The organism is Rhodobacter sp. SGA-6-6, assembly GCF_011043545.1.
Lineage (GTDB): Bacteria > Pseudomonadota > Alphaproteobacteria > Rhodobacterales > Rhodobacteraceae > Pseudogemmobacter.
Window position 1 is genome coordinate 156,722 of record NZ_JAAKGP010000002.1, and the last position, 22,325, is coordinate 179,046.

Consider the following 22,325-nt stretch of genomic DNA (forward strand, 5'->3'; position numbering starts at 1 on the left):
GACTAGCGCGGCCAAGGGCCGGCGTCATCCCCGGGTGCGACCTTTCCTGTCGCGCTTCTGCCGCCGGTGCGCCGGCGGGATGCCCAGCATGTCGCGGTATTTCGCCACCGTCCGCCGCGCCACCGGCGCCCCGGCCGCGGCCAGCGCCTGCGCCAGCGCCGCGTCGGACAGCGGCCGCGCCGCATCCTCCGCCGCCACCAGCCGGGCGAGGCTGTCGCGCAAGGCCGCCGCCGCCGGCCCCTCGCCGCGGACCGGCCGGCTGAACAGCTGCCGCAGCCACCAGGTGCCGCGCGGCGTGTCCACCGCCGTCCCCGCCACCGCCCGGCTGACCGTGCTCTGGTTCAGCCCGGTCGCCTCGGCCACCTCGGCCATGGTCATCGGCCGCAGCGCGCCGATCCCCTGCTCCAGCGCCGCCACCTGCCGCGCCAGGATCGCCCGCGCCACTCGCAGCAGGGTGGCGTTGCGCCCCTCGACCATGCGGACCAGCGCCTGCGCCGCGCTGCGTCCCGGCCCCTTCTCCCCCGCCAACCGCAGCGCCGGCAGCGCCGCGCCGTTCAGCCGGACCTCCCAGCCCTCCGGCCCGCGGAGGGCGATCAGGTCCGGCTCGCGCAAGGGCGCGGCGCAGGCGGCGAAGCGCGCGCCCGGCTTCGGGTCCAGCCCGCGGATGCGGCGGATCACCGCCTCCACTGCCGCTTCCTCCGCCGCCAGCTCCCGCGCGATCCGCTCCACCGCGCCGGCGGCCACCAGCGGCAGCCGCGCCAGCACCCCCTCGGCCAGCGGGTCCAGCCAGCCCTCCTCCGCCGCCTGCAGCCGCAGGCATTCCGCCAGATCGCGAGCGAACAGGCCCGCAGGGTCGGCCGCCGCCTGCACCCGCGCCAGCACCGCCTCCGCCTGCGCCGGGGCCAGCCCCGCCTCCGCCGCCAGCGCCTCCAGCGGCCGGCCCAGCCAGCCCGAAGGCTCCAGCGCCAGCGCCAGCCCCTCGGCCAGCCGCGCCTCGGCCCCGCGCAGCCGCAGCCCCGCCAGCAGCTCCGCCACATGCGCCTGCAGGCTCGGCCCCGCCGCCGCGGCGATCTCCTCCGCCGCCGGCGCCGCCCCCTCCCGCAACTGCCGCAGCGGCTCGGACCAGCGCGGCAGCCAGTCGCCCGGCGGGGCAGGCTCCACCAGCAGATGCGGGTTCTCCGCCGCCGCCTCCTCCAGGAACCGGCTCAGCCCCGCGGCATCGCTGCCGAGCACCTTGATCGAGGACAAGAGCCGCGTGTTCAGCGACAGCCTCTGGCTCTGCGCGATGGTGATGCGATTGCGCCCCGACATGGCCGCAAGGCTAGGCCGCCGCACGGCGCCCGGCAACGCCTCTCGTCTTCATCTGTCCCCAAATATCCTCCGGGGGTCCGGGGGTGGAAAACCCCCGGCTCCGCCCCCAGCCGCAAGCCCCTTCGGCCAGTTCACAGCCCCGCCCGCAGCCGCTCCACCAGCCCCGCCAGCATCGCCTCGCAGCGCCCGATCTGCTCGACGGCAACGAATTCGTCCGGCTTGTGCCCCTGCGCCATCGACCCCGGGCCGCAGATCACCGTCGGCACGCCGAGGCGGGCATCGAACAGCCCGCCCTCGGTGCCGAAGGCCACCTTGATGGTGCCGTTCGCCCCGGTCAGCGCCTTGACGAAATTCACCACTTCGGCATCCGTCGGCGTCCCCAGGCCCGGATAGTCCCACAGCCGCTCCACTTCGATCGCCGCCTCGGGGAACTCCGCCCGCAGCGGCGCCACGATCGCCTCCGCGCCCGCGCGCAGCTCGCCGATCAGCGCCGCCACGTCCACCCCGGCCAGCGAGCGGATCTCGAAATCCACCGTGGCGCGGTTGGGCACGATGTTGACCTGCACGCCGCCCTGCATCTTGCCGGCGTGGATCGTGGTATAGGGCACGTCGTAGTCGCCGTCGAAGGGCCCCTCGGCCGCCACCCGCGCCTGCGCCGCCCGGATCGTGCCGATGAACTCCGCCGCCAGATGCAGCGCGTTCAGCGCCAGCGGCGCCAGCGCGGAATGGCCCTCGCGGCCGATGCAGGTAGCCCGCAGCGCCACCTTGCCCTTGTGGCCGGTGGCGACCTGCATCCCCGTCGGCTCTCCCACGATGCAGAACCGCGGCCGCTGCGGCGCGGCCTCCAGCATCTCGATCAGGCTGCGCACACCCATGCAGCCGATCTCCTCGTCATAGGACAGCGCCAGGTGCAGCGGCGTCTTGACCCCGGTCTCCGCCGCCATCAGCATCGCCCGGATCGCGCAGGCGACGAAGCCCTTCATGTCCGCGGTGCCGCGGCCGTAGAGCCGCCCCTCCGCCTCGGTCAGCTGGAACGGCGGATGCGTCCAGGCCTGCCCCTCGACCGGCACCACGTCGGTATGGCCTGACAGCATCACCCCGCCGCCGCCCGCCGGCCCGACGGTGGCGTAGAGATTGGCCTTGCCGCCGCCAGCGTCCGGCACCAGCAGGCTTTCGATTCCCGCCCCGGCCAGCAGCCCGGCCACCCAGTCCATCAGCGCCCGGTTGGGGTTCGAGGACACGGTGTCGAAGGCGATCAGCCGGGCAAGGATGTCCTGTGCCGAGGGGATGGCGGGCATGGGCGGTTCCTCCTGTCGGCCCCCGGGGTAGCGCGAAAGCCGTTGCGCCGGAAGGGGGAAGCGGAAATCCCGCCTTCCCCCCGCCGCGGCCTTGGTGCAAATCTGGCCGCCAGGAAGGACCACCCGATGCGCGCCGCCCTTGCCCTGCTGCTCTCCGCCCTGCCCGCCGCGGCGGAAGGCCCCAACCTTGCGCCCGCCGCCGAGGCCGCCGCCCCCGGCCCGGTGCGGCAGCTGGCGCTGGCGCAGGAGATCCACGACCTCGGCCTCGCGCGCGAGGATGCGGTGCTGCTGCTCGCCGCCGCCCGGCTGGCCCGCGGCGCCGAACTGCGCCCCGCCACCGGCTGGACGCATGAGGGCGCCGGCACTCCGGCCCCGGAGGCGCCCGCCGCCGCCGGCCTGCCGCGCGATCCGGCCTCGCCCGAGGCGCTGGCATTGGCGCTGATGATGGCCGAAGGGAGCCCGGCGCTGGCCGACGTGGCCGCCGATGTCGCCGCGGCGCTGGAGCGCCCCGCCCCCGGCCGCGGCCATGTCAGCGCCGCCGCCATGGTCCTGCCCGCAGGCAAGGCCGACAGCTGGCGCATCGCCTTCAACGGCAGCCTGCCGGCCGAGATCGCGCTGACGGGCGACGGCAGCGGCAATCTCGACCTGACCGTCACCGACGAGACCAGCGCCGAGATCTGCCGCGAGGACGGCTCCCGCGACCGTGCCTTCTGCGGCTTCACCCCGGCGCGCAACGGCTTCTTCACCGTGACGGTGACAAACCGGGGTGGGAACGAGACCCGCTATCGCCTGGTCACCAACTGACCGCCGCTGCGGGGAGATCCCGATTTTTCGCCGAAAAATCGCCCTCCCCCGGATGACGGCATTTGTCACGCCATGCCGTCTTTCCAAACGCTTCGCGGGATGACACCATGCCCGCATCCCGGCCCCCTGCCCCCCGGGCCACATGTGCAAGCATAGGATCCGCCATGAAACTCAAATCCCTTTCCCTGACGCTCGCCACCACCGCGCTGGTGGCGCTTTCCCTGCCCTCCTTCGCCCAGGATGCCGACAAGTCCGGCACCAACGTCACCACCGCCGCCGGCGGCGAACGCGGCGCCGCGGCCACGCTGTCGATGGCCTACGAGCTTTACGAGATCGGCACCGCCTCGGGCGACGCGCTGACCGTGCTGACCGCCGCCAAGCTGGCCGCCTCGGCCGAGGTGGAGGCGAAGGAGCCCGCCGCGCTCGACCCCGCCGGCTTCGACGAGGAGGGACTCAGCCTCGATAGCTTCCGCAAGAAGGCCGCCCCCGCCGCGCCCGCCGCCCCGGCGCCGATGATGAACGAGGGCGAGACCCGCCCCGCCGCCGTGGCCACCTTCGGCGCCGCCGCGAACGAGGACGAGGGCGCCGCCGAGGCCCCGCCGACCGCCGCCGAGATGTTCGCCAAGGCGACGGAACTGGCCGGAGACGACGAGGCGCTGAAGGAGATCATCGCCGACGCCGAGGCGGAAACCTCGCGCGGGCGGATCGGCGGCGCGGTCAGCTGGCTGTCGCGGCTGAACTCGGGCCGGATGGACATCTGGGAAGTGCCTTTCTACGGCAATTCCTATGCCGAGGTGGCCGTGGTCGGCGACGGCGACGCCAACCTCGACATGGTGATCACCGACGAGAACGGCAACGTGATCTGCTACGACACCTCGCCCTCGGACCAAGTCTATTGCGATTTCGTCCCGGCCTGGGACGGCTATTTCTACATCGCGGTGGAGAACACCGGCCGCAGCCGGAACTCCTATTACCTGATGACGAACTGATCTTCGCTGCGGCGGAGGACGGAAGGCCCGGGTGGACGCCCGGGTCTTTCCTCATCGCGGGATTGTTGGAGCAAGGACCTGGCCGACAGCTTTGCGGAAGAGAGCCATCTTGCAACCACTGACCCGAATTTATCGCCGGATCATTGAACCAGTATCGCTATTGCACTCCCTCGCTGCCTTCAAGAATCCGGACAACACGAAACCCAAAAAAGCCACGCCTGCGATCCTCAGTCGGACGAAATCGTCTGGCAGGACGGAGACTGTCCATGGCGATCATATATGCTCCGCCTTTGGCGACACGCCGATTGGCGACGCTCCGGCAGGAATCCGGTGCTACAGCATTGGCAAGATAGGCGCTATCACTTGACAGGCCCAAGTGCTCTTCCGACCAACAGGACAGGGTTAACTCCACGACATTCCCCGACATGTGCCGAACGCCCCAAGCGTTCGCTGCGTCGAGTTCGTTGACAGGCACCGGCATATATCGGTCAAGAAGCCAGGGCATGGGCTCTCCCCGCAGGTTCTCACTCGCGCTCCGCGAGAAATTCGCCTGCTCCGCAGTCAGTTCATCGCCTTGCGCAAAGGGAGTCTCCGTCCCGGCGCGCGCGGCATATTCCCACTCGGCTTCCGTCGGCAGGCGATAGACCTCGGCGCCGACCTGCCCGTTGAGCCAGGCCACATATTCCAGCGAGTCGAGATAGGAGACGTTGATCACAGGATGCTGTGGACCCAGCTCCCTGTATCCACTGGGTGTCAGGACACGGTGATCGGGCACATGGGTGCAGCCGCCATCCTCCACACAGGCCATCCAATCCGCATGGGTGGTCTCGTTGCGCGCGATGGCATAGGGGATATCCATCTGCACCCTGTGCCGCGGGTGCTCGCTCGGGATGATGTTCGGCTCATCCGGCCCCCGTTTACGCATCCCGGCGTTCTCGCCATAGATGTCGAACGGGTTGACGGATTCTCCCGGGATGGCCCCCATCATGAACTCGCCCGGCGGCATGACGATCATCTCGGGACAGGCATCGCATTCCTGAAACAGCTCGAACGGAGGCAACCCCGTTGGTTCAGTCACATTGACTTCGGTGCTCATCTCAGCCGATACCGCACTGGCACTGATCAGGGAAACCGCTCTCGCGAGCATTGGCTTCAGTGTCACTTCCCGTCCTTCCATTCCACCTTAATACTGAACCAGCACTCAACGGCCAAAGGGCTTATCCCCAACCCTACGCAAGAAGACCCCTCCTCAAGGAAGGGGCCTCCTGTCCTTTCTGCCCCCTCACGGGGCGCTCTGGATCACCTCGTTCAGCCAGGGCACGAAATTGGCGATGTTGGTATAGGCCGAGAAGGTCGCCGTCTCCTCGCAGCCCTTGCCGGACGAGGCGCTCAGCCCCCAGCTGACGATGCCGGCCTGGATGTAGCTGCCGTCCTCCAGCGGCACCACCAGCGGCCCGCCGCTGTCGCCGTTGCACGAGGTCTTGCCGCCCTCGAAGGTGCCCGAGCAGATCATGTTCTCGCTCAGCGGCATCGGCGCCTTGGCGACCAGTTCGTCCCAGACCGCATAGGCGTCCTCCTCGCGCAGGCCGAAGACCTGGGCGGCGTAGGAGAAGCCCTTGGCGGCCTCGTCCGCCCGGGCCTCCATCATCGCGGTGTTGCACAGGTTGCGGTCCAGCATCTGGATCTGCGCCTGCCGCAGCTCGGGCGACAGCTTGCCGCCGTTCTGCAGGCCCCAGCCGGTGACGATGGTGGTCACCCCGGGCTGGTTCAGCACCTGGCTGAAGTTGGCGTCCGGCACCTCGATGGTCTTGTAGGGCACGGTCGGCGCCCGGGCCAGCTTGATCAGCGCGATGTCGTAGTCGAACTGGGTGCCCAGGTAGGAGGGGTGCTTGATGATCTTCTCCACCGGCACCACGTCGCCGGTGCCGTCCAGCTTGTTGGTGCCGACCAGGATCGAGATCGCCTTGGGATCGACATCGAACCATTCGCCCTGGTCGTCCGCCATGTGGACGCAATGCGCCGCGGTCAGCACCCAGGTGTCCAGCACCAGCGAGCCGCCGCAGAACTGGGTGTCGGGCGAGACCGGCTGCCCCGCCACCACCAGCGCCACCTGCCAGGGCCAGGCGCCATCGGCCGCGACCTCGCCGCCGATCACCTTGGCGCCGGCCTCCTCGGGCTCGGCATTGCGGGCGGCCTTGGAACCCGAGGCCGCGAAGTCGAAGGGCGAGGAGGAGCCGGCGCCGCCGAAGTCGCCGGTCAGCACCTCGGGCGGGGCTTCGGCCAGGGCGCCGCCGGTCAGCGCCAGAAAGGCGGCGAATGTCGAGGTCAAAAGGGATTTTCGCATCATGGTCTCCGTTGCGGGTCCGGGGCAATCGTCCCCGGGGGTGTCTCAAGGCTCGGGCGTCAGTCTCACCACCTGGCGGATCATCGCAAGGGGGCTGGGTTTCAGGGAAAATCCGCGGTTGGCGGCCTCTTCGGGGTCGATCATGCGGTCTTCCAGCCACATTGTCATCCCGTCCGATGCGCCGGCGAAATCGCGCGTCATCTCCGGGCTGGCAAGGCGGGTCAGGTCCACCCGCGGGCCGTCGCCTTCCGGCACGGCGAGGACCCAGATCTCCTCCAGCCCCGCGGTGGAGCCCGCGGCGATCTGCAGCCCCACGGTCACGCTTTCGCCGGGGGCGAGGCGGTTCGCCAGGTTCTGCACCGGCCAGATCGGCGCCACGGTGAAATCGGCGGAGAAATAGAGGACCGAGACGTCCTGCGCCTTGCCGGAGGTATTGGTCAGCGTCAGCCACAGCTGGTCGCAGGGCGCCACGCCCTTCGCCGGATCGGCGGCGGTGCCGGGATCGGCCGGGCCGCAGGCCACGCCGCCCTCGGACGGCACCGGCAGCGCGGGGCGGCGCTCCACCTCTATCGCGATCACCGGCTGGCCGGTCAGCCCGCGGCCCGCGGCGCCGGCCAGCGTCTCGCGCAGGCGCAGGCCATGGGCGGCGGTCTCCAGCACCCGCTCCACCGCCGCCGCCGGAGTCTCGCCCTCCTCCGGCACGATGCGGGGGGTGGAGCCGGGGCCCTCCGGGTCCAGCACGCCGTCGGCATTGGCCAGCGCCACGGTGCCGTCCACAAGGATCGGGATCAGGTCGGGGTCCGCCCCGGGGGCGGGAAGGGCCGCCTCCCAGGCGGCATAGTCGAAGCCGTCGCCGGCATCGGCGCGGACCGGGGCGGCCAGCACCAAGGGCTTCGCCGGAGCAGCAGCGGTCAGTTCGGCCCAGGCGGCGCCCTCGGGCAGCGGGCCGGAGAGGGTGGCGCTGCGGGCCTCGGCCTTCGCCACGGTGACGGTGCCGAGCGGTTCCCCGCCCGCGCCGGCGGCATAGAGCGTCAGTTCCGCCCCGGCCTCCAGCCCCTGCAGCAGCCCGGCCTCGACCTTGGCCCCATCCAGCCGCCAGCGCCCGGGGGCGGAGCCGGTGCCGAAGACCTGCGCGTCCAGCAGCGGCCCCTCGCCTTCCGGCATCTGCCGGGCCGGGCCCTGCGCCATGGCGTCGGTCGCCGCCGCCAGCACCTGCGCCCAGGTCGCCTGCGGCGCCTCGGCCAGCACCTGCGCCAGCCGCAGGGTGAACTCGCCATGCCAGGCGCCGGTGTCGCCGAACGGGTATTCGAAGGACCGCTCGTCGGACTGCGAGGAATAGAGGAAGACGTAGTCCCCCTGCAGCACCAGCGGCGCGGCGGCGGGGGCCGAGGGGGCGTCGTCGGGGATGCCGAGCGTCTCCGGCTCCAGCGTCTTCGCCACGCCCTCGCCGCCGATGGCGCGGAAGCCGGTGGCGGAATGGCAGGCGTCGATCAGCCCGACCAGCTGGACGCCGCGGTCCATCAGCCCCTGCGCCCAGGCCTGCAACTCGTCGTCGACGATGGCATTCTCCACCGCACCGATGGCGCCCTTCCAGCCGGCGGCATCGGCGGGAAGCAGGATCTCGTCATACCCCCCGCCCTCGTCGCCCGAGGCATCGGGGGCCTGCGAGCCATGGCCGGAGAAGTAGAACACCACGGTGTCGCCGGGTTGGGCCTTCGCCGCCACATCCTCCATCGCGGCCAGGATGGCGGCGCGGGTCGGCTGGGCGCTGGAGACGCCTTCGGGCAGCGACGGCGGGGCGGAGGCGAGGACGGTGACCTGCGCCGGGTCCACGCCGCGGGCGACCAGCGTCTCGGCGATCAGCTGGGCATCGTGCGAGGGGCCCTTCAGGTCGGCGTCCAGCACGGTGTAGTCGGAGACGCCGATGACGATGGCGCGCGTCTCGGCCAGGGCCGGAAGGGCCGTGGTGGAAAGGAGAAGCGCATATGCCAGGGGTCTGATCATGCGGCCAAGATAGCGGGGCCGGGGCGTGGCACAAGTCCGCGCAGGGGATGCGGGATCGGATGACTGCATTTGTCATCGGGGGAGGTCGGCGGTCAGGTCGGGCGGGAAAAGGCGAGGCATTGCCTCGCCCCCGCCCGTGCGTGGCATATCACCCGGACACGCTGGCAGCGCATAACCCCGACAGGCCAGCGCCCGACCCGGCGGGCGAGAAGCGCCCGCCGAGGGCGGGGCGGGCGCTGGCCGGGCCTTTGGGGCCCGGCCGGGATGATTGAACCGTTGCGCCGTGGCGAAGGCACGCGCCTTCGCCAGGGAGACGCGAAACAGCAGCTACACACCACCCTCGGCCAACACCGGAAAGGCCAGTTCCACCGTCAGCCCGCGCGCCGTCTGCGGCAGGATCAGCCGCGCCCCATGCCGGGCGGCGATGGCGCGGACCAGCGCCAGCCCCAGCCCGTGGCCCTTGATCCCCCGCGCCCGGTCGCGGTCGGCGCGGGTGAAGCGGTCGAAGGCTTCCTCGCGCAGCCCGGCCGGCAGGCCCGGCCCGCTGTCGGCCAGCCGCAGGACATGACGGCCGCCCTCGGTCGCCACGGTCAGGGCCAGGCTGTCGCCCGGGCCGCAATACTTGATGGCGTTGTCAAGCAGGTTCGCCACCACCTGCGCGATCAGGGTGCGGTCTCCCAGCACCTGCAACCCCGACGCCACCTCGGCGCGCGGCAGCAGGCCCTTGTCCTCGGCCAGCGGCTCGTAGAGTTCCCAGACCTCGGCGGCCACGGAAGACAGGTCCACCGGCACCAGCCCGCCGCCGCCCTGGTCGGCCTCGGCCCGGCTGATGTCCAGCAGGGCATCGAACATGCGGATCGCCTGACGCATCTCGGCCTTCAGCGCGCCGACCTCCTCCTCCTGCCCCTCCAGCCGCGCCAGCCGCTGGACCATGCGGTTCAGCGGCGTCCGCAGCTCGTGGGCGATGGTGTCGGACAGGTGATGGGTGGCGCGGTTCAGGTTCTCGATCCGGTCCAGCATGGCGTGGACATGGGTCTCCAGCAGGCCGAATTCGTCCGGCGCGCGCGGGCCGGGCAGGCGGGCCGAGAGGTCGCCGCCGGCCACCCGGTCGGCCAGCGCATTCACCCGGCCGATGCGGGCCATCACCCAGCGGGCGGCCAGCCAGCCGGTGCCCCCGGCGGCCAGCAGCACCGCCAGCAACAGCCCCAGCATCCCCCGCCGCAGATCCGCCAGCGTGTCGTCCACCGGCTGCAAGGACCGGCCGAGCAGCAGCGGGAAGCCCCCCGGCAATTCCCGCGCCACCGCCAGCCAGCGGTGGCCGTCGCGGATGATCTCCTGCGCCGGGTCTATGGTGAAGCCCCCGCCCTGCCGCGCCAGCCCCTCGGGCCAGCCGGGCAAGGTGCCCGCCAGCACCCCGCCCTGCCGGTCCATCAAGAGCAGCATCTCATCGGCGCCCGAGGCCGCCCGCAAGGCGATGGCCTCGCGCACGGCGATGATCCGGCGCTGGTCGTAGAGGGCGGCGAAGCCGTCCAGATCGGCGGTCAGCAGCGCCCTTTGCGCCTGCATCAACCGGGTCTCCACCAGCCTGTATTGCAGCCCCATCGCCAGCATCGCCAGCGCCGCCACCGCTGCCGCCATCACCGCCGCCAGCCGCCATGTCGCGCGGGCCTTCAGCGGGCGTTCGTCGGCGGGGGACACCCTCAGCCCGCGCCCGGCAGAGGCGCGAAGACATAGCCCTCGCCCCGGGCGGTCTGGATGGCGTGGGACCCGGCTTCCTCCAGCTTGCGGCGCAACCGGCCGACATGGACATCCACCACATTGGTGCCGGGGTCGAAATGCAGGTTCCAGACGTTCTCCAGAAGCTGCATCCGGGTGACGGTCTGGCCGGAGTGGCGGGCGAAATAGGTGATCAGCTCGAATTCCTTGGGGCTGACCGGGACATGGGTCAGCTTGACATGCACGGTGCGGGCCTTCAGCCGGATTTCCAGATCGCCGAAGGCCATCAGGTCGTTGTCCAGCACCTGCATCGTGCCGCGGCGCAAGAGCGCGCGCAGGCGGGCGCGCAGTTCCTCGGGCTCGAAGGGCTTCGGCAGGTAGTCGTCGGCGCCCTTCTCCAGCCCCTCCACCCTTTGCGCGGCGCGGCCGAGGGCGGAGAGGATCAGGATCAGCGCGCCGCTGCCGCCGGCCCGGATGCGGGCCATCGCCTCCACCCCGTCTCCGCCGGGCAGCATCCGGTCCAGCACGATCACCCGGTAGCCGCCCAAGGCCGCCTCGGCCACGCCATCGTCCAGCGTGTCGCGGTGGACGGGGGTGCAGCCGAGGTCGCGGACCGCCGCGGCCACGGCGGCGGCGGTCTCGGCGTCGTCCTCGATTATGAGGATACGATCGGGCAGGATGCGGTCTGTCGTATGTTCGGTCATGGCCGCAGGATCAGAACACGATCACGCTGGGGTCAAGCACATTCGCGCCGCCGACCGGGCGGACGCCCTCTGCCCCGCCCCAGGGATCGAGGAAGATGTGGCGGGTGGAGCCGTCCGGCGCCTGCACCAGCAGCATCGTGGCTTCGGTCAGTTCCAGCGCCTCCAGCGCGGCGGCGTCCATCTCCACCCCGTTCACCGCCAGGATGCGGTCGCCGCGGCCGAGGCCGGCGAAAAGGCCCGGCGAGTTCTCGGTGATCTCCTTCACCCGGCCGTCCTCGCCTAGGATCACGCCGAGCGCGGCAAGGCGGTAGCTGGCGACCCGCTCCGGCTGCGCCTTGGCGTCGAAGTCGCGCAGCTTGATGCCGATGGCGGTCTCCTCGGCCTCCGGCAGGGCGAAGGCCAGCGCGATCTCCTGCTCCGTCCCGTCGCGCAGCACGGTCAGGGCGGCGGTCTCGCCCCCCTGCGCCGCCTCCAGCAGGAAGGCGAAGTCGCCGGGGCGGGCGATCTCGGCGCCGTTCACCGCAAGGATCACGTCGCCCGCCTTCAGCCCCGCCGCCTCGGCCAGCCCGCCTTTCACCGTGCCGTCGACCAAGAGGCCCTGCGGGTCCAGCCCCAGCATGGCGCCGACCTTGCGGTCCACCGGCCGCGCCTTCAGGCCCAGCTGGGGGAAGGGCGCCAGCGTCTCCTCGATCAGGCCGGTGACGATGCGGTCCAGATCGCCCGCCGGGATCGCATAGGCGATGCCGACGAACATCCGGCTGCCGTCGGCGATCTGGCTGTTCATGCCGACCAGCCGCCCCGCCGCATCCACCAGAGGCCCGCCCGAGGACCCCGGGTTCACCGCCGCGTCGTGCTGCAGCATCAGGATCGGCACGGCGATATCCACCTGCCGGGCCTCGGCCGAGATCAGCCCCTCGGTCAGCGTGAACTCCACGCCGAGGGGTGCCCCCAGAGCAAAGACCTCGAGGCCAAGCCCGGCAGGGTCCGCCGCCGGCACCAGGCCGCGCCGCGGTTTTCCATCCTTGCCCGGACCGACCGAGATCACCGCCACGTCGCGCAGGGTGTCGCGGGCGATGACCAGGCCGGTCTCCTCGTTGCCGTGGCGGTCGACCAGGCGGACCTCCTCGGCCTCGCCCACCACATGGGCATTGGTGACGGCGACCTCGGCCTCCTCGCCCCAGAGGAAGGCGGAGCCGAGGAAGCGGTCGGAGGCATCGGCGCTGCGCACCGTCAGCACCGTGTCCATCGCGCTGTCCAGCGCCGCGGCCGCGGGCGCCTCGGCCAGCGCGGAACGGGCGGCGGGAAGCGCCAGCATCAGGCCCAGAAGGGCCGCCATCGTCAGCCTGTGCCACAGCCCCTTGCGGCTGGCACGCCGGGTATCGGTCTTCGAAAGCATCACGTTTCAGGTTCCTGATTGATTGCATCCGGGGCGCCGGTCGTTCCCGGTCCTGCCTCATGCAGCGGAAGGTAGGGGGCCGCGGCGCCGGGGTCACATGACAAAGACGGTCATGAAAGAATTGTGCGTTTACAGGGCCGTCCGCGGGCCTCATCTTCGGCCGCAACCAAGGTCCAACGGATACCGAAATGCTTGCCCTGAACCGGATCGTCGCCCTTCTCGCCCTCTCCGCCCTGCCCGCGGGGGCCGAGGGAATCGGCCCGCTGAAGACCGCCGAACTGTCGGCCCGGGTCCATGCCGCCGGACTGGCGGCGGGCGACCCGCTGATCCTGATCACCGCCGCGCAGCTGCGCAAGGAGGCGGGCCTGCCGCCCGACCTGCCCTTGTCCGCCGACGCGATCCTGGCCGAGGCCGAGGCGCTGGCGGCGGGCGATCCGGCACTCATGGCGCTGATCGGCGACCTGCGCGCCGACAGGGACAAGGGCGTCGCCTCCGGCCCGGTCTACCACCTCGCCGCCCTGCCGGCGGGCGAGGCCGAGACCCGGGCGCCGATGCCCTTCCGCGGCGGCGAATATGCCGAGGTCTATGTCGAGGCCGCCCCCGGCGCCGACCTGAACCTGACGGTGCTTGACGCGGCGGGCCATGTCGTCTGCACTGACGGCGACCAGAGCCACATCGCCTATTGCGGCTGGACCCCGGCCGAGGACGGCGCCTTCGTCCTGAAGATCGAGAATGCCGGCTCCGTGCCCGCCGATTACGCCCTGATGACCAATTGATCCCGGAGATTTCCCCGATGTTCCGCAAGCTCCTCCTCTCCTCGGCCCTGGCCCTCTGCGCGATGCCCGCCCTTGCGCGCGAGAATTACGCGCTGCTGATCGGCGCCAACGAATACCGCAACCTCGACGAGCGCTGGTGGCTGAACGGCCCCAAGAACGATGTCGAGATGGTGCGCGACTACCTGCTGACCGAGGCGCCGGTGCCCTTCGCCGCCGATCATGTGACGATGCTGACCGACGGGGTGGAGGGGGTGGAGCCCGCCACGCTGGAGGCGATCCGCGCCGCCTTCGCCGAGCTGACCGCCAAGGCGCAGCCGGGGGATTTCATCTACCTGCATTTCTCGGGCCACGGCACCCAGGCCCCGGCCACCGACGACCCGAACGAGCTGGACGGGCTGGACGAGCTGTTCCTGCCGGTGGACATCGGTCAGTGGAACGACAGCGTCGGCCATGTCGAGAATGCGCTGGTCGATGACGAGATCGGCGCCATGGTCGATGCGCTGCGGGCCAAGGGCGCCGATGTCTGGGTGGTGTTCGACAGCTGCCACTCCGGCACCGCCACCCGGGCGGTGGACACCGGCGACGACGACGTGCGGCTGCGGCAGCTGGACCCCTCGGTCCTCGGCATGGATGCCGAGGCGATGGAGGACGTGCTGAGCCGCAGCATCGAGGACCCGCGCGCCGCGGAAGAGCCGCCGGTCGATGTGGCCGCCGGCGGCGACGGCGCCTTCGTCGCCTTCTACGCCGCCCAGACCAACGAGGTGACGCCGGAGAAGAAGCTGCCCAAGGGCAAGCCGGACAGGAAGCCGCATGGCGTCTTCACCTACACCCTGTTCGAGACCATCGCCGAACATCCCGGCGCCACCTACGGCCAGATCGCCGAGGAGGTGCTGCGCAAATACGCGGTGAAGAACCTGGCGAAATCGACGCCGCTGTTCGAGGGCGACCTGGACGCCGTGGCCTTCTCGGGCGATGCCGGCGCGCCGGTGACGCAATGGCAGGCCACGGCCGAAGGCGAGGGCTTCACCATCCCGGCCGGCGAACTGCACGGCATTTCCGAGGGCGACATCCTTGCGGTGATGGCCTCGGCCGCCGACGAGACCGATGCGGCGCTCGGCTATGTGAAGGTCGCGAAGACCGACACCTTCACAACCACCGCGGTGCCGGTGGAGCATGAAGGCAAGGCGCTGCCGGCCGAACTGCCGAAGGGGCTGATGCTGCGCAAGCTGGACGACGCGGTGGACTTCACCCTGACCGTGGCGCTGCCGCCGGCCGGATCGGCCCCCGCCGATGCGCTGCTGGAGGAACTCGCCGTGCTGCAGGAGGTGGTCGGCCCACGGCTGGTCTTCGTGGAGCCCGGCGCCGAGGCCGACCTGCGGCTGGCGGTGATCCCCGACAGCCCGCGCCCGGATGCGATCTGGGTGCTGCCCTCCACCGGCCTGGCCGAGGACCTGGCCTCCACGCCCTCGGTATCCTCCGGCGACAAGTCGGCCGAGGACCTGGCGCTGACCCTGGGCGACACGCTGTCGATGATGGCCCGGGCGCTGAACCTGATGAAGCTGGGCGCGGCGGTCGGCGATGGCGGCGGGCTGGATGTCGAGGTCGAGATGCTGACCCGCAACGCCGAGAACCCGGCGCTGACGCCGCTGCCGTTCTCGCCGGTGCCGGTGCTCCTGCCGGCGGACGAGGTGCATGTGCTGGCGAAGAACAACAGCGACCAGCCGGTGGACGTGAACGTGCTTTACGTCGGCGCGGATTATTCCATCACCCATTGGGCGGCCGAACGGGTGCTGCCGGGGGACGAACTGAAGCGCGGGCTCTTCGCCATCGGCGGCGACAAGCTGGGGCAGGAGCGGATGATCGTGGTCGTCACCCCGGCCAAGCAGCATACGCCGGTCGAGAACCTCAGCTTCCTGGCGCAGGACGCGCTGGACATGACGCGCGAGGTCGGCGGCGAGGAGCGGCCCGACGACAGCATCGGCGGCCTGCTGGCCGAGGCCGGCTTCGGCGAGACCACCCGCGGCGCGGTGCCGCTGTCGGGCGGCGGCGAGGACACCGGGCCGGTGCCGGTGATCCTGCAGATGGAAGTGCGGACGAGGCCGGCGGAATAGACCGGCCTCGTCGGAGACTTCGTCCCTCCTCGGGGGAGAAACGAGGAGGAGACGAAGTCGAACGACGAGAGGTCAGGCCAGCACTTCGGCCAGGTTGACCACACGCTTCTCGGCCACCGACTTCACCGCCGCATCGGCCAGCGCCAGCGCGATCAGCCCGTCCTCGCCCGAGGGCTCCGCCTTGCCCTTGCCGCCGATGGCCGCGATGAAGGCGGCGATCTCGGCGGCATAGGCCTCGGTGTAGCGGGTCATGAAGAAGTCGTGCAGCGGCGGGCGGGTGTAGCCCGAGCCGTTCGCCACCTCGATGGAGACCGGCCGCTGGTTCTCGGCCGCCGCCATGCCCTTCGATCCATGCACCTCGATCCGCTGGTCGTAGCCATAGGTCGCGCGGCGGCTGTTCGAGATCACCGCCTGCCGGCCGGATTTGGTGCGCAGCATCACCTGCACCGAATCGAAATCCCCGGCCTTGCCGATCTCCGGGTCCACCAGCACCGCCGCGGTGGCCACCACCTCCTCGACCTCCTCGCCCAAGAGGAAGCGGGCCATGTCGAAGTCGTGGATGGTCATGTCGCGGAAGATGCCGCCCGAGCGTTTGATGTAGTCCACCGGCGGCGCGCCGGGATCGCGCGAGGTGATCACCACCATCTCCACCTCGCCGATGGAACCCCGGTCGATCTCGGCCCGCACCGCGCGGAAATGCGGGTCGAAGCGGCGGTTGAAGCCGACCATCAGCGTGCCCTTCTCGGCGCGCACCACATCGAGGCATCGCTTCACCCGGGCGAGGCTCAGGTCGATGGGCTTCTCGCAGAACACCGCCTTGCCGGCCCTGACGAATTGCTCGATCAGGTCGGCATGGGTGTCGGTGGGGGTGCAGATCACCACCGCGTCGATGTCGTCTGCCGCCGCGATCGCGTCGATCGACCGCACCGCGCAGCCGTATTGCCCGGCGATCGCCTGCGCAGCGGCGGGGAAGGCGTCGGCCACCGCCACCAGCTTCGCATCGGCATCGCCGGTCACCGCCCTGGCGTGAACCTTGCCGATGCGCCCCGCGCCAAGAAGGCCAAATCTGATCGTCATCTTGCTCCTTACTCCGGGCCCCTCATTCGGGATAAGCCCCGGCGACGTTCTGATCGAAATCCACCAGCGCCCCGGTCATCACCCCCGAGTCGCTGGACAACAGCCAAGAGGCCAGCCCGGCCACATGCCCGGGCTTGACCAGCATTCCCATCGGCTGGCGCGCCTCGGCCGCTTCCAGCCAGCCGTCCTGCGCGCCGTGGAAGCGGCGCTGCACCGCATCCTCGCCCGGCGTGTCCATCCAGCCGCAATTGATGCCGTTGACCCGGATGCGATGGCCGCGCAGCGCCTGCGCCGCGTTCTTCGTCACATTCGCCAGCGCCGCCTTCGAGGCCGAATAGGGCGCAAGATAGCTTTGCCCGCAATGGACCACCATCGACAGGATGTTCACCGCCTGCGCCGGATGGCCCTGCGCCACCGCCCTTTGCGCGAACCTTTGCAGCGCGAAGAACGGTCCCCTTGTGTTGACGGCGATATGCCGGTCGAAATCCTGCGGCGAGCAGTCGAGGATCGACCCGCGCTCGGTGGTCGCCGCGGCGTTGACCAGCGCGGTGACCCGGCCGAAGCGTTCGGCCGCACGGTCGACCAGCGCCACCGCATCCTCGACCACGCCCATGTCGGCGGCGACGAAGACGGCCTCCGCCCCCTGCGCCCGCAGCCCCTCGGCCGCCGCCTCGCCCTCGGCCCGCCGCCGGCCGGCGATGACCAGCCGGGTGCAGCCCTCGGCCGCCAGCCGCGCGGCGATGGCAAGGCCAAGGCCCTGCGTCCCCCCGGCGATCACCGCCACGGTGTCGCGGTGGTCAGGCATTCACCTCGCCCCCCTTCACCCCGGTGATGTAGCTCACGATATCGTTGCCGTCGGTCTCTTCCTTCCGCAGCGAGGCGACGATGCGCCCGCGGCGGAACACCACGATCCGGTCCACCAGATCGAAGACCTGCCGCAGGTTGTGGCTGATCAGGATCATCGGGATGCCGCGCTCCTTCAGCCCGCGGATGATGTTCTCGACCTGCGCCGTCTCCTGCACGCCAAGCGCCGCCGTGGGTTCGTCCATGATCACCAGCTTGGACGCGAAGGCCGCCGTCCGGGCGATGGAGACGCATTGCCGCTGCCCGCCCGACATGTTGCGGATCGGGTTGTCGACATTGGGGATCTTCACCGCCGTGGTCTTCAGCGCCTCCATGGTGCGGTCGCGCATGGTCTTGCGGTCCAGCCAGCTGAACGGGCCGAAGCGCCACCTGAACAGCTCGCGCCCCAGAAACAGGTTCGAGGGCACGTCCAGATCGTCGGCCAGCGCCAGCGTCTGGAACACCGTCTCGATCCCGGCCTCCCGCGCCTCCAGCGGACCGGAGAATGCGACCTGCTGGCCGTCGAAGAAGATCTCGCCGGCCGAGCGCTGCTCCACCGCCGTGACCTGACGGACGAAGGTGGACTTGCCGGCGCCGTTGTCGCCGACCACGGCGACATGCTCGCCCTCGTGCAGGATGAAATCCGCGTCCTCCAGCGCATGGACCCCGCCGTAATGCTTGGTCAGGCCGCGCGTTTCCAGAATGACCCTCGCCATCGTCCTACCCCCGCATCCGCTTGCGCTGCCGCCACTGGTCCAGCACCACCGCGCCGACGATGATCGCGCCCTTCACCATCTCCTGGTAGTAGGCGTCCAGCCGGATCGAGGTGAAACCCGAGATGATGGTGGAGAAGATCATCGCCCCCAGCACGGTGCCGATGATCGAGCCGCGGCCCCCGGCCAGCGATACCCCGCCGATCACCGCCATGGCGATGGCGTCCAGTTCATACATCACCCCCATGCCCGCCTGCGCGGTCAGGTTCTTCGAGGTGAGAAGGATCGCCGCCACCGCCGCCAGCATCCCGGCGATGGCATAGACCAGCACCTTGTGGCGGTCGACATTGATCCCCGACATCCGCGCAGCAGCCTCGTTACTGCCGATGGCATAGCAGCGCTTGCCGTAAAGCGTGCGGATCATGGCGATCTGGAACAGCAGCGCCAGCACCGCGAAGACCACCGCCGGATTCTGCCCGGGCCAGCTGACCAGGCCGAAGGTCAGGGTGCCGAGGATGTCGCCGTTGGCGAGGCTGCCGTAGGTCTCGGTCGGGAACGACACCGGCTGGCCGTTCGACCACCATTTCGCGACGCCGCGGGCCGAGACCATCATCCCCAGCGTGGCGATGAAGGGCGGGATCTTGGTATAGGCCACCAGCAGCCCGTTGATCAGCCCCGCCGCCAGCCCGCAGGCCAGCCCCACCGCAATGGGCACGATCACCGGCAGGTCCATGGCCCATGCCCCGAAGATCGCCTTGGGATTGGGGTTGCCGTTCACCAGTTCGGTTTGCGCGAAGCTCATCACGATCATCGCCGTGGCGCCGACGACCGAGCCGGAGGAGAGGTCGATGCCGCCGAGGATGATCACCTGCGTCACGCCGAGCGCGATGATGCCGGTGATCGCCACCTGCAGCACGATGATGTCCAGCCGGGCCTGGTTGAACAGCCCGCCGGTGTCGCGCATGTTGAACAGGAACGAGGTGCCGTTCATCCGGTTCAGCAGCTCGAAGACCAGCACGATCAGCACCAGCGCGCCGAGGACGTTCCATTCCGGGGCGCGGTTGCGCTTGGCCGGATCGTATCTGAGGCCGCCCAGCCCATGCGTTGCCTGAGTCACGGGATCAATCCTCCCCCTTCGGTATCATTGATCGGTCCCGGCCCGGGGCGCGTGCCCGGCAGGCCGGAAGGAGGAAGGGCGGCATCGCTGCCGCCCCGCCCTGCCCGAAGTCAGTTCTTCGCCAGGTAGTCGGCGACGTTGGCCGGGGTCACCAGCTCGAACGGCACCCAGACGGTCTGGTCCACCGCCTCGCCCTTGGACAGCGCCACGGCGGCGTTCAGCGCGCCCTCACCCTGCGCCTTGGCGTTCTGGAACACCGTCACGTCCAGGTCGCCCGCCTGCATCGCCGCCAGCGCGTCCTGCGTCGCGTCGACTCCGCCGACCTGCACGGTCGCCATGTCGATCCCCGCCGCCTTCATCGCCTGGATCGCGCCGATCGCCATCTCGTCGTTGTTCGAGATCACGCCATCGAAAGCCGCCCCGGTGGACAGCCAGTTGGTCATCAGGTTCTGCGCCTGGTCGCGGCTCCAGTTGGCGGTCTGCTGGTCGATGACGTTGATCTTGACCTTGCACTTGCCGGCCTCGATCACGTCATAGATGTCCTGCGTCCGCTGCACCGCCGCCTGGTTCGACAGCTCGCCCTGCAGCACGTAGACATTGACCTCGGTCTTGCCCTCGGCCGCCCAGTTGTCGCACAGCGCGATGGTCTCCAGCGTGCCCGAGTCCACCTCGTTCGAGGCGACGAAGGCCTGGTTGTCGGGCAGGTTGTCCAGGTTCACCGGCTGGCGGTTGACATAGACCAGCGGCACGCCCGCCGCCGCCGCGGCATCGGACATCGCCTGGGTGGCCGAGGTGTCGACCGGATTCACCACGATCGCATCGACGCCCGAGGCAATGAAGTTGTTGATCTGATCCAGCTGCTTGGCCACGTCGTTCTGCGCATCCTCGATCTGCACCGGGATGCCGTTGGCATCGGCATAGCTCTGGATGCCGTTGCGCAGCACCGTCAGGAAGTTGTCGTCGAACAGCGCCATCGACACGCCGACGCCATCGGCCATCGCGGTCGTCCCCAGCAGCGAGACGGCGCCTGCCAGCATGATCTTCTTCATGGTCTTCTCCTCCTCCATGCGGTGTCCGGCACACCGCTCTCTCCCTGCCGGACCGCGCCTGTTCCGGCGCGGCAGTCCATCGCTCAGGCCTCCACGCCCGAACGGATGAAATCCATGCTGGCCCGCAGCGCCGGGGCCGGATCGGCCAGCGCGTGCACCTGCGGCGCGAAGGGTTCATAGCTGACCGGCCCGGCATAGCCGGCGGCCCGCAGCGCCCGGATCTGCGCGACATTGCCCAGAAGGTCGTCGCCATCGACCAGCACCCGATGCGGATCGCGCATGTCGTCGAGGTAAATCGCGTCCCTGACGCCCGAGACATGGACGATCCCGGTCAGCTCCGGGAAGATCGGGCCGAAGCCGGCCAGCGCGTGGTGGAAGGTGTCGTGCACCATGTGATAGGTGCCCGCCCCGCCCACGGCGTCGATGCAATCGGCCAGCACATCCTTGTAGCGCAAGCTGCAGACCGCGAAGCCCAGGGGCTCCACCATCGCCTTCAGCCCATGCGCCTTCAGCATCGGCAGGATCTCCCGCAGCGCGGTCTCGGTCACCCGGCGGCTGTCGGCGCGGCCGGTCGCCACGCCGTCATTGCGCGGGATCAGGCTGACCGCCTCGGCCCCTGCCGCCACGGCGATCCGCATCAGGGCCTCGGCCTCCGCCGCCTTGGCGTCGGACCAGTCGTTGAACATCTTCACCTCGGCCAGCGCCAGGAAGCGCAAGGACCGCGCCTCGACCGCAGCCTTCACCGCCGCCGGATCGGCGCCGCCGAACAGCGGGGTCTTCAGGTCGTTGCGGAACTCCACCCCGACGCAGCCGAGGTCGCGGGCCAGGTCCAGGAAGGGCTCCCAGCCGAGGTTCGGCGCGGTCATGTGGTTCAGGGCAAAAGGCAGCGTCACGGTTCCCCCGGAAGACTTCGATGGTGAGGCCGGACGGACCCCGGCACAACAGATTCGGGCCGCTCTCCCCGCGCCCCTTATGGAATTGATATTCCATTTTTGCACCAAGGCAACTGAAAAATTCCAAATCTGGCCTAGATCGACTCGCGGACGTGCAGGTCGGGCGGCAGGAAATGCTGCCCCTCGCCCGCCGCGGCCGCGCCTTCCAGCGCCACCCGCGCCATCCGGGCGACCAGTTCGGCGCAGAGCTTCTGCAGCGGCGTGTCGGTGACCAGCGTCACCACCCCCTCGGCCAGCCCCGCCCGCGACTCGGGCGTCAGCGCCGAGACCACCATCGCCACATCCCCCGGCCGTGCCGCCTCGCGCGCCGCGGCGATGGCGCCCTCCATGCCGCCGCCGGCGACATAGATGCCGCGCAGGTCGGTATGGCGGGCGATCAGCGCCAGCGTGGCCTCGTAGGTCAGCTGCCGGGTTTCCAGATTGACCAGGGTCTCCAGCACCTCCAGCCCCGGCGCCGCCTCGCGTAGGTAAGACCGGAAGCCCGCCTCGCGCAATTCGTGCCCGTGCCAGCGGTGGCCGCCGACGAAGACCGCCACCTTGCCCGGAGCCTTCGCCGCCAGCCCGATCATCCAGCCGGCGGTGCGCCCCACCTTCAGGTTGTCCAGCCCCAGATAGCCCGCCCGCGCCCCCGGCGCGAATTCCGACAGCAGCGAGAAGCAGGCCAGCCCGCGGCTGCGCAGCTCCTCCACCGCCGCCGTCACCTCGGGGTGGTTGACCGCGGTCGCCGCCAGCACGTCGCAGCGCCCCGCCATCCGCCGCAGCAGCCCGGCCATGTCGGACGGCGACTGGCTGACGCTGAACTCCAGCACCAGCCGCCCGCGCACCCCCGGCGCCGCGGCCACGGCGCGGTGCAGTTCCTCGGCGAAGGCCTTGTAGAAATCCTGGCCCTGCTTGTGCAGCACGATGCCGAAGGTCACCTCCGGCAGCAGCGCCGCGCCGCCGGCCAGCCGCGCCGCCGCCGGATGGCCGATCCGCGCCGCCACCTCGGCCAGATGCGCCCGCGTCTCGGGCTTCACCGCCTGCCGCCCGTTCAGCGCCCGGTCCACCGTGGCGAGGCTGACCCCCGCCGCCGCCGCCAGTTGCCGCAATCCCGGTCGCCGCGCCATGCCGCCCCCTTCTG

19 protein-coding genes are annotated in these 22,325 nt (G+C 70.4%); 4 read left to right on the forward strand and 15 right to left on the reverse strand.

All coding sequences use genetic code 11. The annotated features are described in order from the left end of the window. Positions 1-24: 24 nt before the first annotated feature. Both G5B31_RS04035 and argE read right to left on the reverse strand, forming a co-directional pair. Positions 25-1,311: an RNA polymerase sigma-54 factor gene (locus G5B31_RS04035; RefSeq protein ID WP_165014048.1), complete on the reverse strand. Its 1,287-nt coding sequence runs from the start codon at positions 1,309-1,311 to the stop codon at positions 25-27. Between the two features lie 131 nt (positions 1,312-1,442). Beyond that, entirely contained in the window at positions 1,443-2,609 is a 1,167-nt protein-coding gene (argE, locus tag G5B31_RS04040; protein WP_165014050.1) for an acetylornithine deacetylase, read from the reverse strand. 126 nt (positions 2,610-2,735) lie between these two features. Here argE and G5B31_RS04045 point away from each other — a divergent pair, with 126 nt between their 5' ends. Continuing rightward, positions 2,736-3,413 (forward strand): hypothetical protein, encoded by a 678-nt coding sequence (locus tag G5B31_RS04045; protein ID WP_165014052.1) that lies wholly within the window; start codon positions 2,736-2,738, stop codon positions 3,411-3,413. A 164-nt stretch (positions 3,414-3,577) separates the two neighbouring features. Next, entirely contained in the window at positions 3,578-4,402 is an 825-nt protein-coding gene (locus G5B31_RS04050) for a hypothetical protein (protein WP_165014054.1), read from the forward strand. Positions 4,403-4,559: 157 nt separating this feature from the next. Here the strand turns inward: G5B31_RS04050 and G5B31_RS04055 are convergent, their stop codons facing one another. The 6 genes from G5B31_RS04055 to G5B31_RS04080 all read right to left on the reverse strand — a co-directional run bounded on the left by G5B31_RS04055 (position 4,560) and on the right by G5B31_RS04080 (position 12,566). Beyond that, positions 4,560-5,564: a formylglycine-generating enzyme family protein gene (locus tag G5B31_RS04055; protein ID WP_165014056.1), complete on the reverse strand. Its 1,005-nt coding sequence runs from the start codon at positions 5,562-5,564 to the stop codon at positions 4,560-4,562. 120 nt (positions 5,565-5,684) lie between these two features. Next, positions 5,685-6,746, reverse strand: a complete 1,062-nt coding sequence (locus G5B31_RS04060) for a serine protease (RefSeq protein ID WP_165014058.1) — start codon at positions 6,744-6,746, stop codon at positions 5,685-5,687. A gap of 45 nt (positions 6,747-6,791) precedes the next feature. Continuing rightward, the gene (locus G5B31_RS04065) at positions 6,792-8,750 is read right to left on the reverse strand and encodes a caspase family protein (RefSeq protein WP_165014060.1); all 1,959 of its coding nucleotides are present in this window, start codon (positions 8,748-8,750) and stop codon (positions 6,792-6,794) included. Positions 8,751-9,077: 327 nt separating this feature from the next. After that, the gene (locus tag G5B31_RS21445) at positions 9,078-10,448 is read right to left on the reverse strand and encodes an ATP-binding protein (RefSeq protein WP_165014062.1); all 1,371 of its coding nucleotides are present in this window, start codon (positions 10,446-10,448) and stop codon (positions 9,078-9,080) included. Between the two features lie 2 nt (positions 10,449-10,450). Beyond that, positions 10,451-11,170, reverse strand: coding sequence for a response regulator transcription factor (locus G5B31_RS04075; RefSeq protein WP_165014064.1), 720 nt, complete (start codon positions 11,168-11,170; stop codon positions 10,451-10,453). Positions 11,171-11,180: 10 nt separating this feature from the next. Beyond that, the gene (locus G5B31_RS04080) at positions 11,181-12,566 is read right to left on the reverse strand and encodes a S1C family serine protease (RefSeq protein WP_240904317.1); all 1,386 of its coding nucleotides are present in this window, start codon (positions 12,564-12,566) and stop codon (positions 11,181-11,183) included. A 188-nt stretch (positions 12,567-12,754) separates the two neighbouring features. Between G5B31_RS04080 and G5B31_RS04085 the strand changes: the two genes are divergently transcribed. Both G5B31_RS04085 and G5B31_RS04090 read left to right on the forward strand, forming a co-directional pair. After that, the gene (locus G5B31_RS04085) at positions 12,755-13,342 is read left to right on the forward strand and encodes a hypothetical protein (protein ID WP_165014068.1); all 588 of its coding nucleotides are present in this window, start codon (positions 12,755-12,757) and stop codon (positions 13,340-13,342) included. A gap of 17 nt (positions 13,343-13,359) precedes the next feature. After that, positions 13,360-15,453 carry a caspase family protein gene (locus G5B31_RS04090; protein WP_165014070.1) on the forward strand — a complete coding sequence of 698 codons (2,094 nt, stop codon included), beginning with the start codon at positions 13,360-13,362 and terminating at the stop codon, positions 15,451-15,453. 72 nt (positions 15,454-15,525) lie between these two features. On the opposite strand, the gene iolG is transcribed toward G5B31_RS04090, so the two are convergent. The 7 genes from iolG to G5B31_RS04125 all read right to left on the reverse strand — a co-directional run bounded on the left by iolG (position 15,526) and on the right by G5B31_RS04125 (position 22,311). Continuing rightward, a complete protein-coding gene (iolG, locus tag G5B31_RS04095; protein WP_165014072.1) occupies positions 15,526-16,530 on the reverse strand; it encodes an inositol 2-dehydrogenase in 1,005 nt (334 codons plus the stop codon). Positions 16,531-16,552: 22 nt separating this feature from the next. Then, positions 16,553-17,335 (reverse strand): SDR family oxidoreductase, encoded by a 783-nt coding sequence (locus tag G5B31_RS04100; protein ID WP_165014074.1) that lies wholly within the window; start codon positions 17,333-17,335, stop codon positions 16,553-16,555. Beyond that, the gene (locus G5B31_RS04105; protein ID WP_165014076.1) at positions 17,328-18,089 is read right to left on the reverse strand and encodes an ATP-binding cassette domain-containing protein; all 762 of its coding nucleotides are present in this window, start codon (positions 18,087-18,089) and stop codon (positions 17,328-17,330) included. Before G5B31_RS04105 ends, G5B31_RS04100 begins: the two co-directional genes overlap by 8 nt. Positions 18,090-18,093: 4 nt before the next feature. Then, positions 18,094-19,203 (reverse strand): ABC transporter permease, encoded by a 1,110-nt coding sequence (locus G5B31_RS04110; protein WP_165014078.1) that lies wholly within the window; start codon positions 19,201-19,203, stop codon positions 18,094-18,096. Positions 19,204-19,313: 110 nt separating this feature from the next. Further along, positions 19,314-20,252, reverse strand: coding sequence for a sugar ABC transporter substrate-binding protein (locus G5B31_RS04115; RefSeq protein ID WP_165014080.1), 939 nt, complete (start codon positions 20,250-20,252; stop codon positions 19,314-19,316). 83 nt (positions 20,253-20,335) lie between these two features. Continuing rightward, complete coding sequence (locus G5B31_RS04120) at positions 20,336-21,145, reverse strand: TIM barrel protein (protein ID WP_346763875.1); 810 nt, start codon at positions 21,143-21,145, stop codon at positions 20,336-20,338. Positions 21,146-21,279: 134 nt separating this feature from the next. Further along, positions 21,280-22,311, reverse strand: a complete 1,032-nt coding sequence (locus G5B31_RS04125) for a LacI family DNA-binding transcriptional regulator (protein ID WP_165014082.1) — start codon at positions 22,309-22,311, stop codon at positions 21,280-21,282. Positions 22,312-22,325 lie beyond the last annotated feature (14 nt).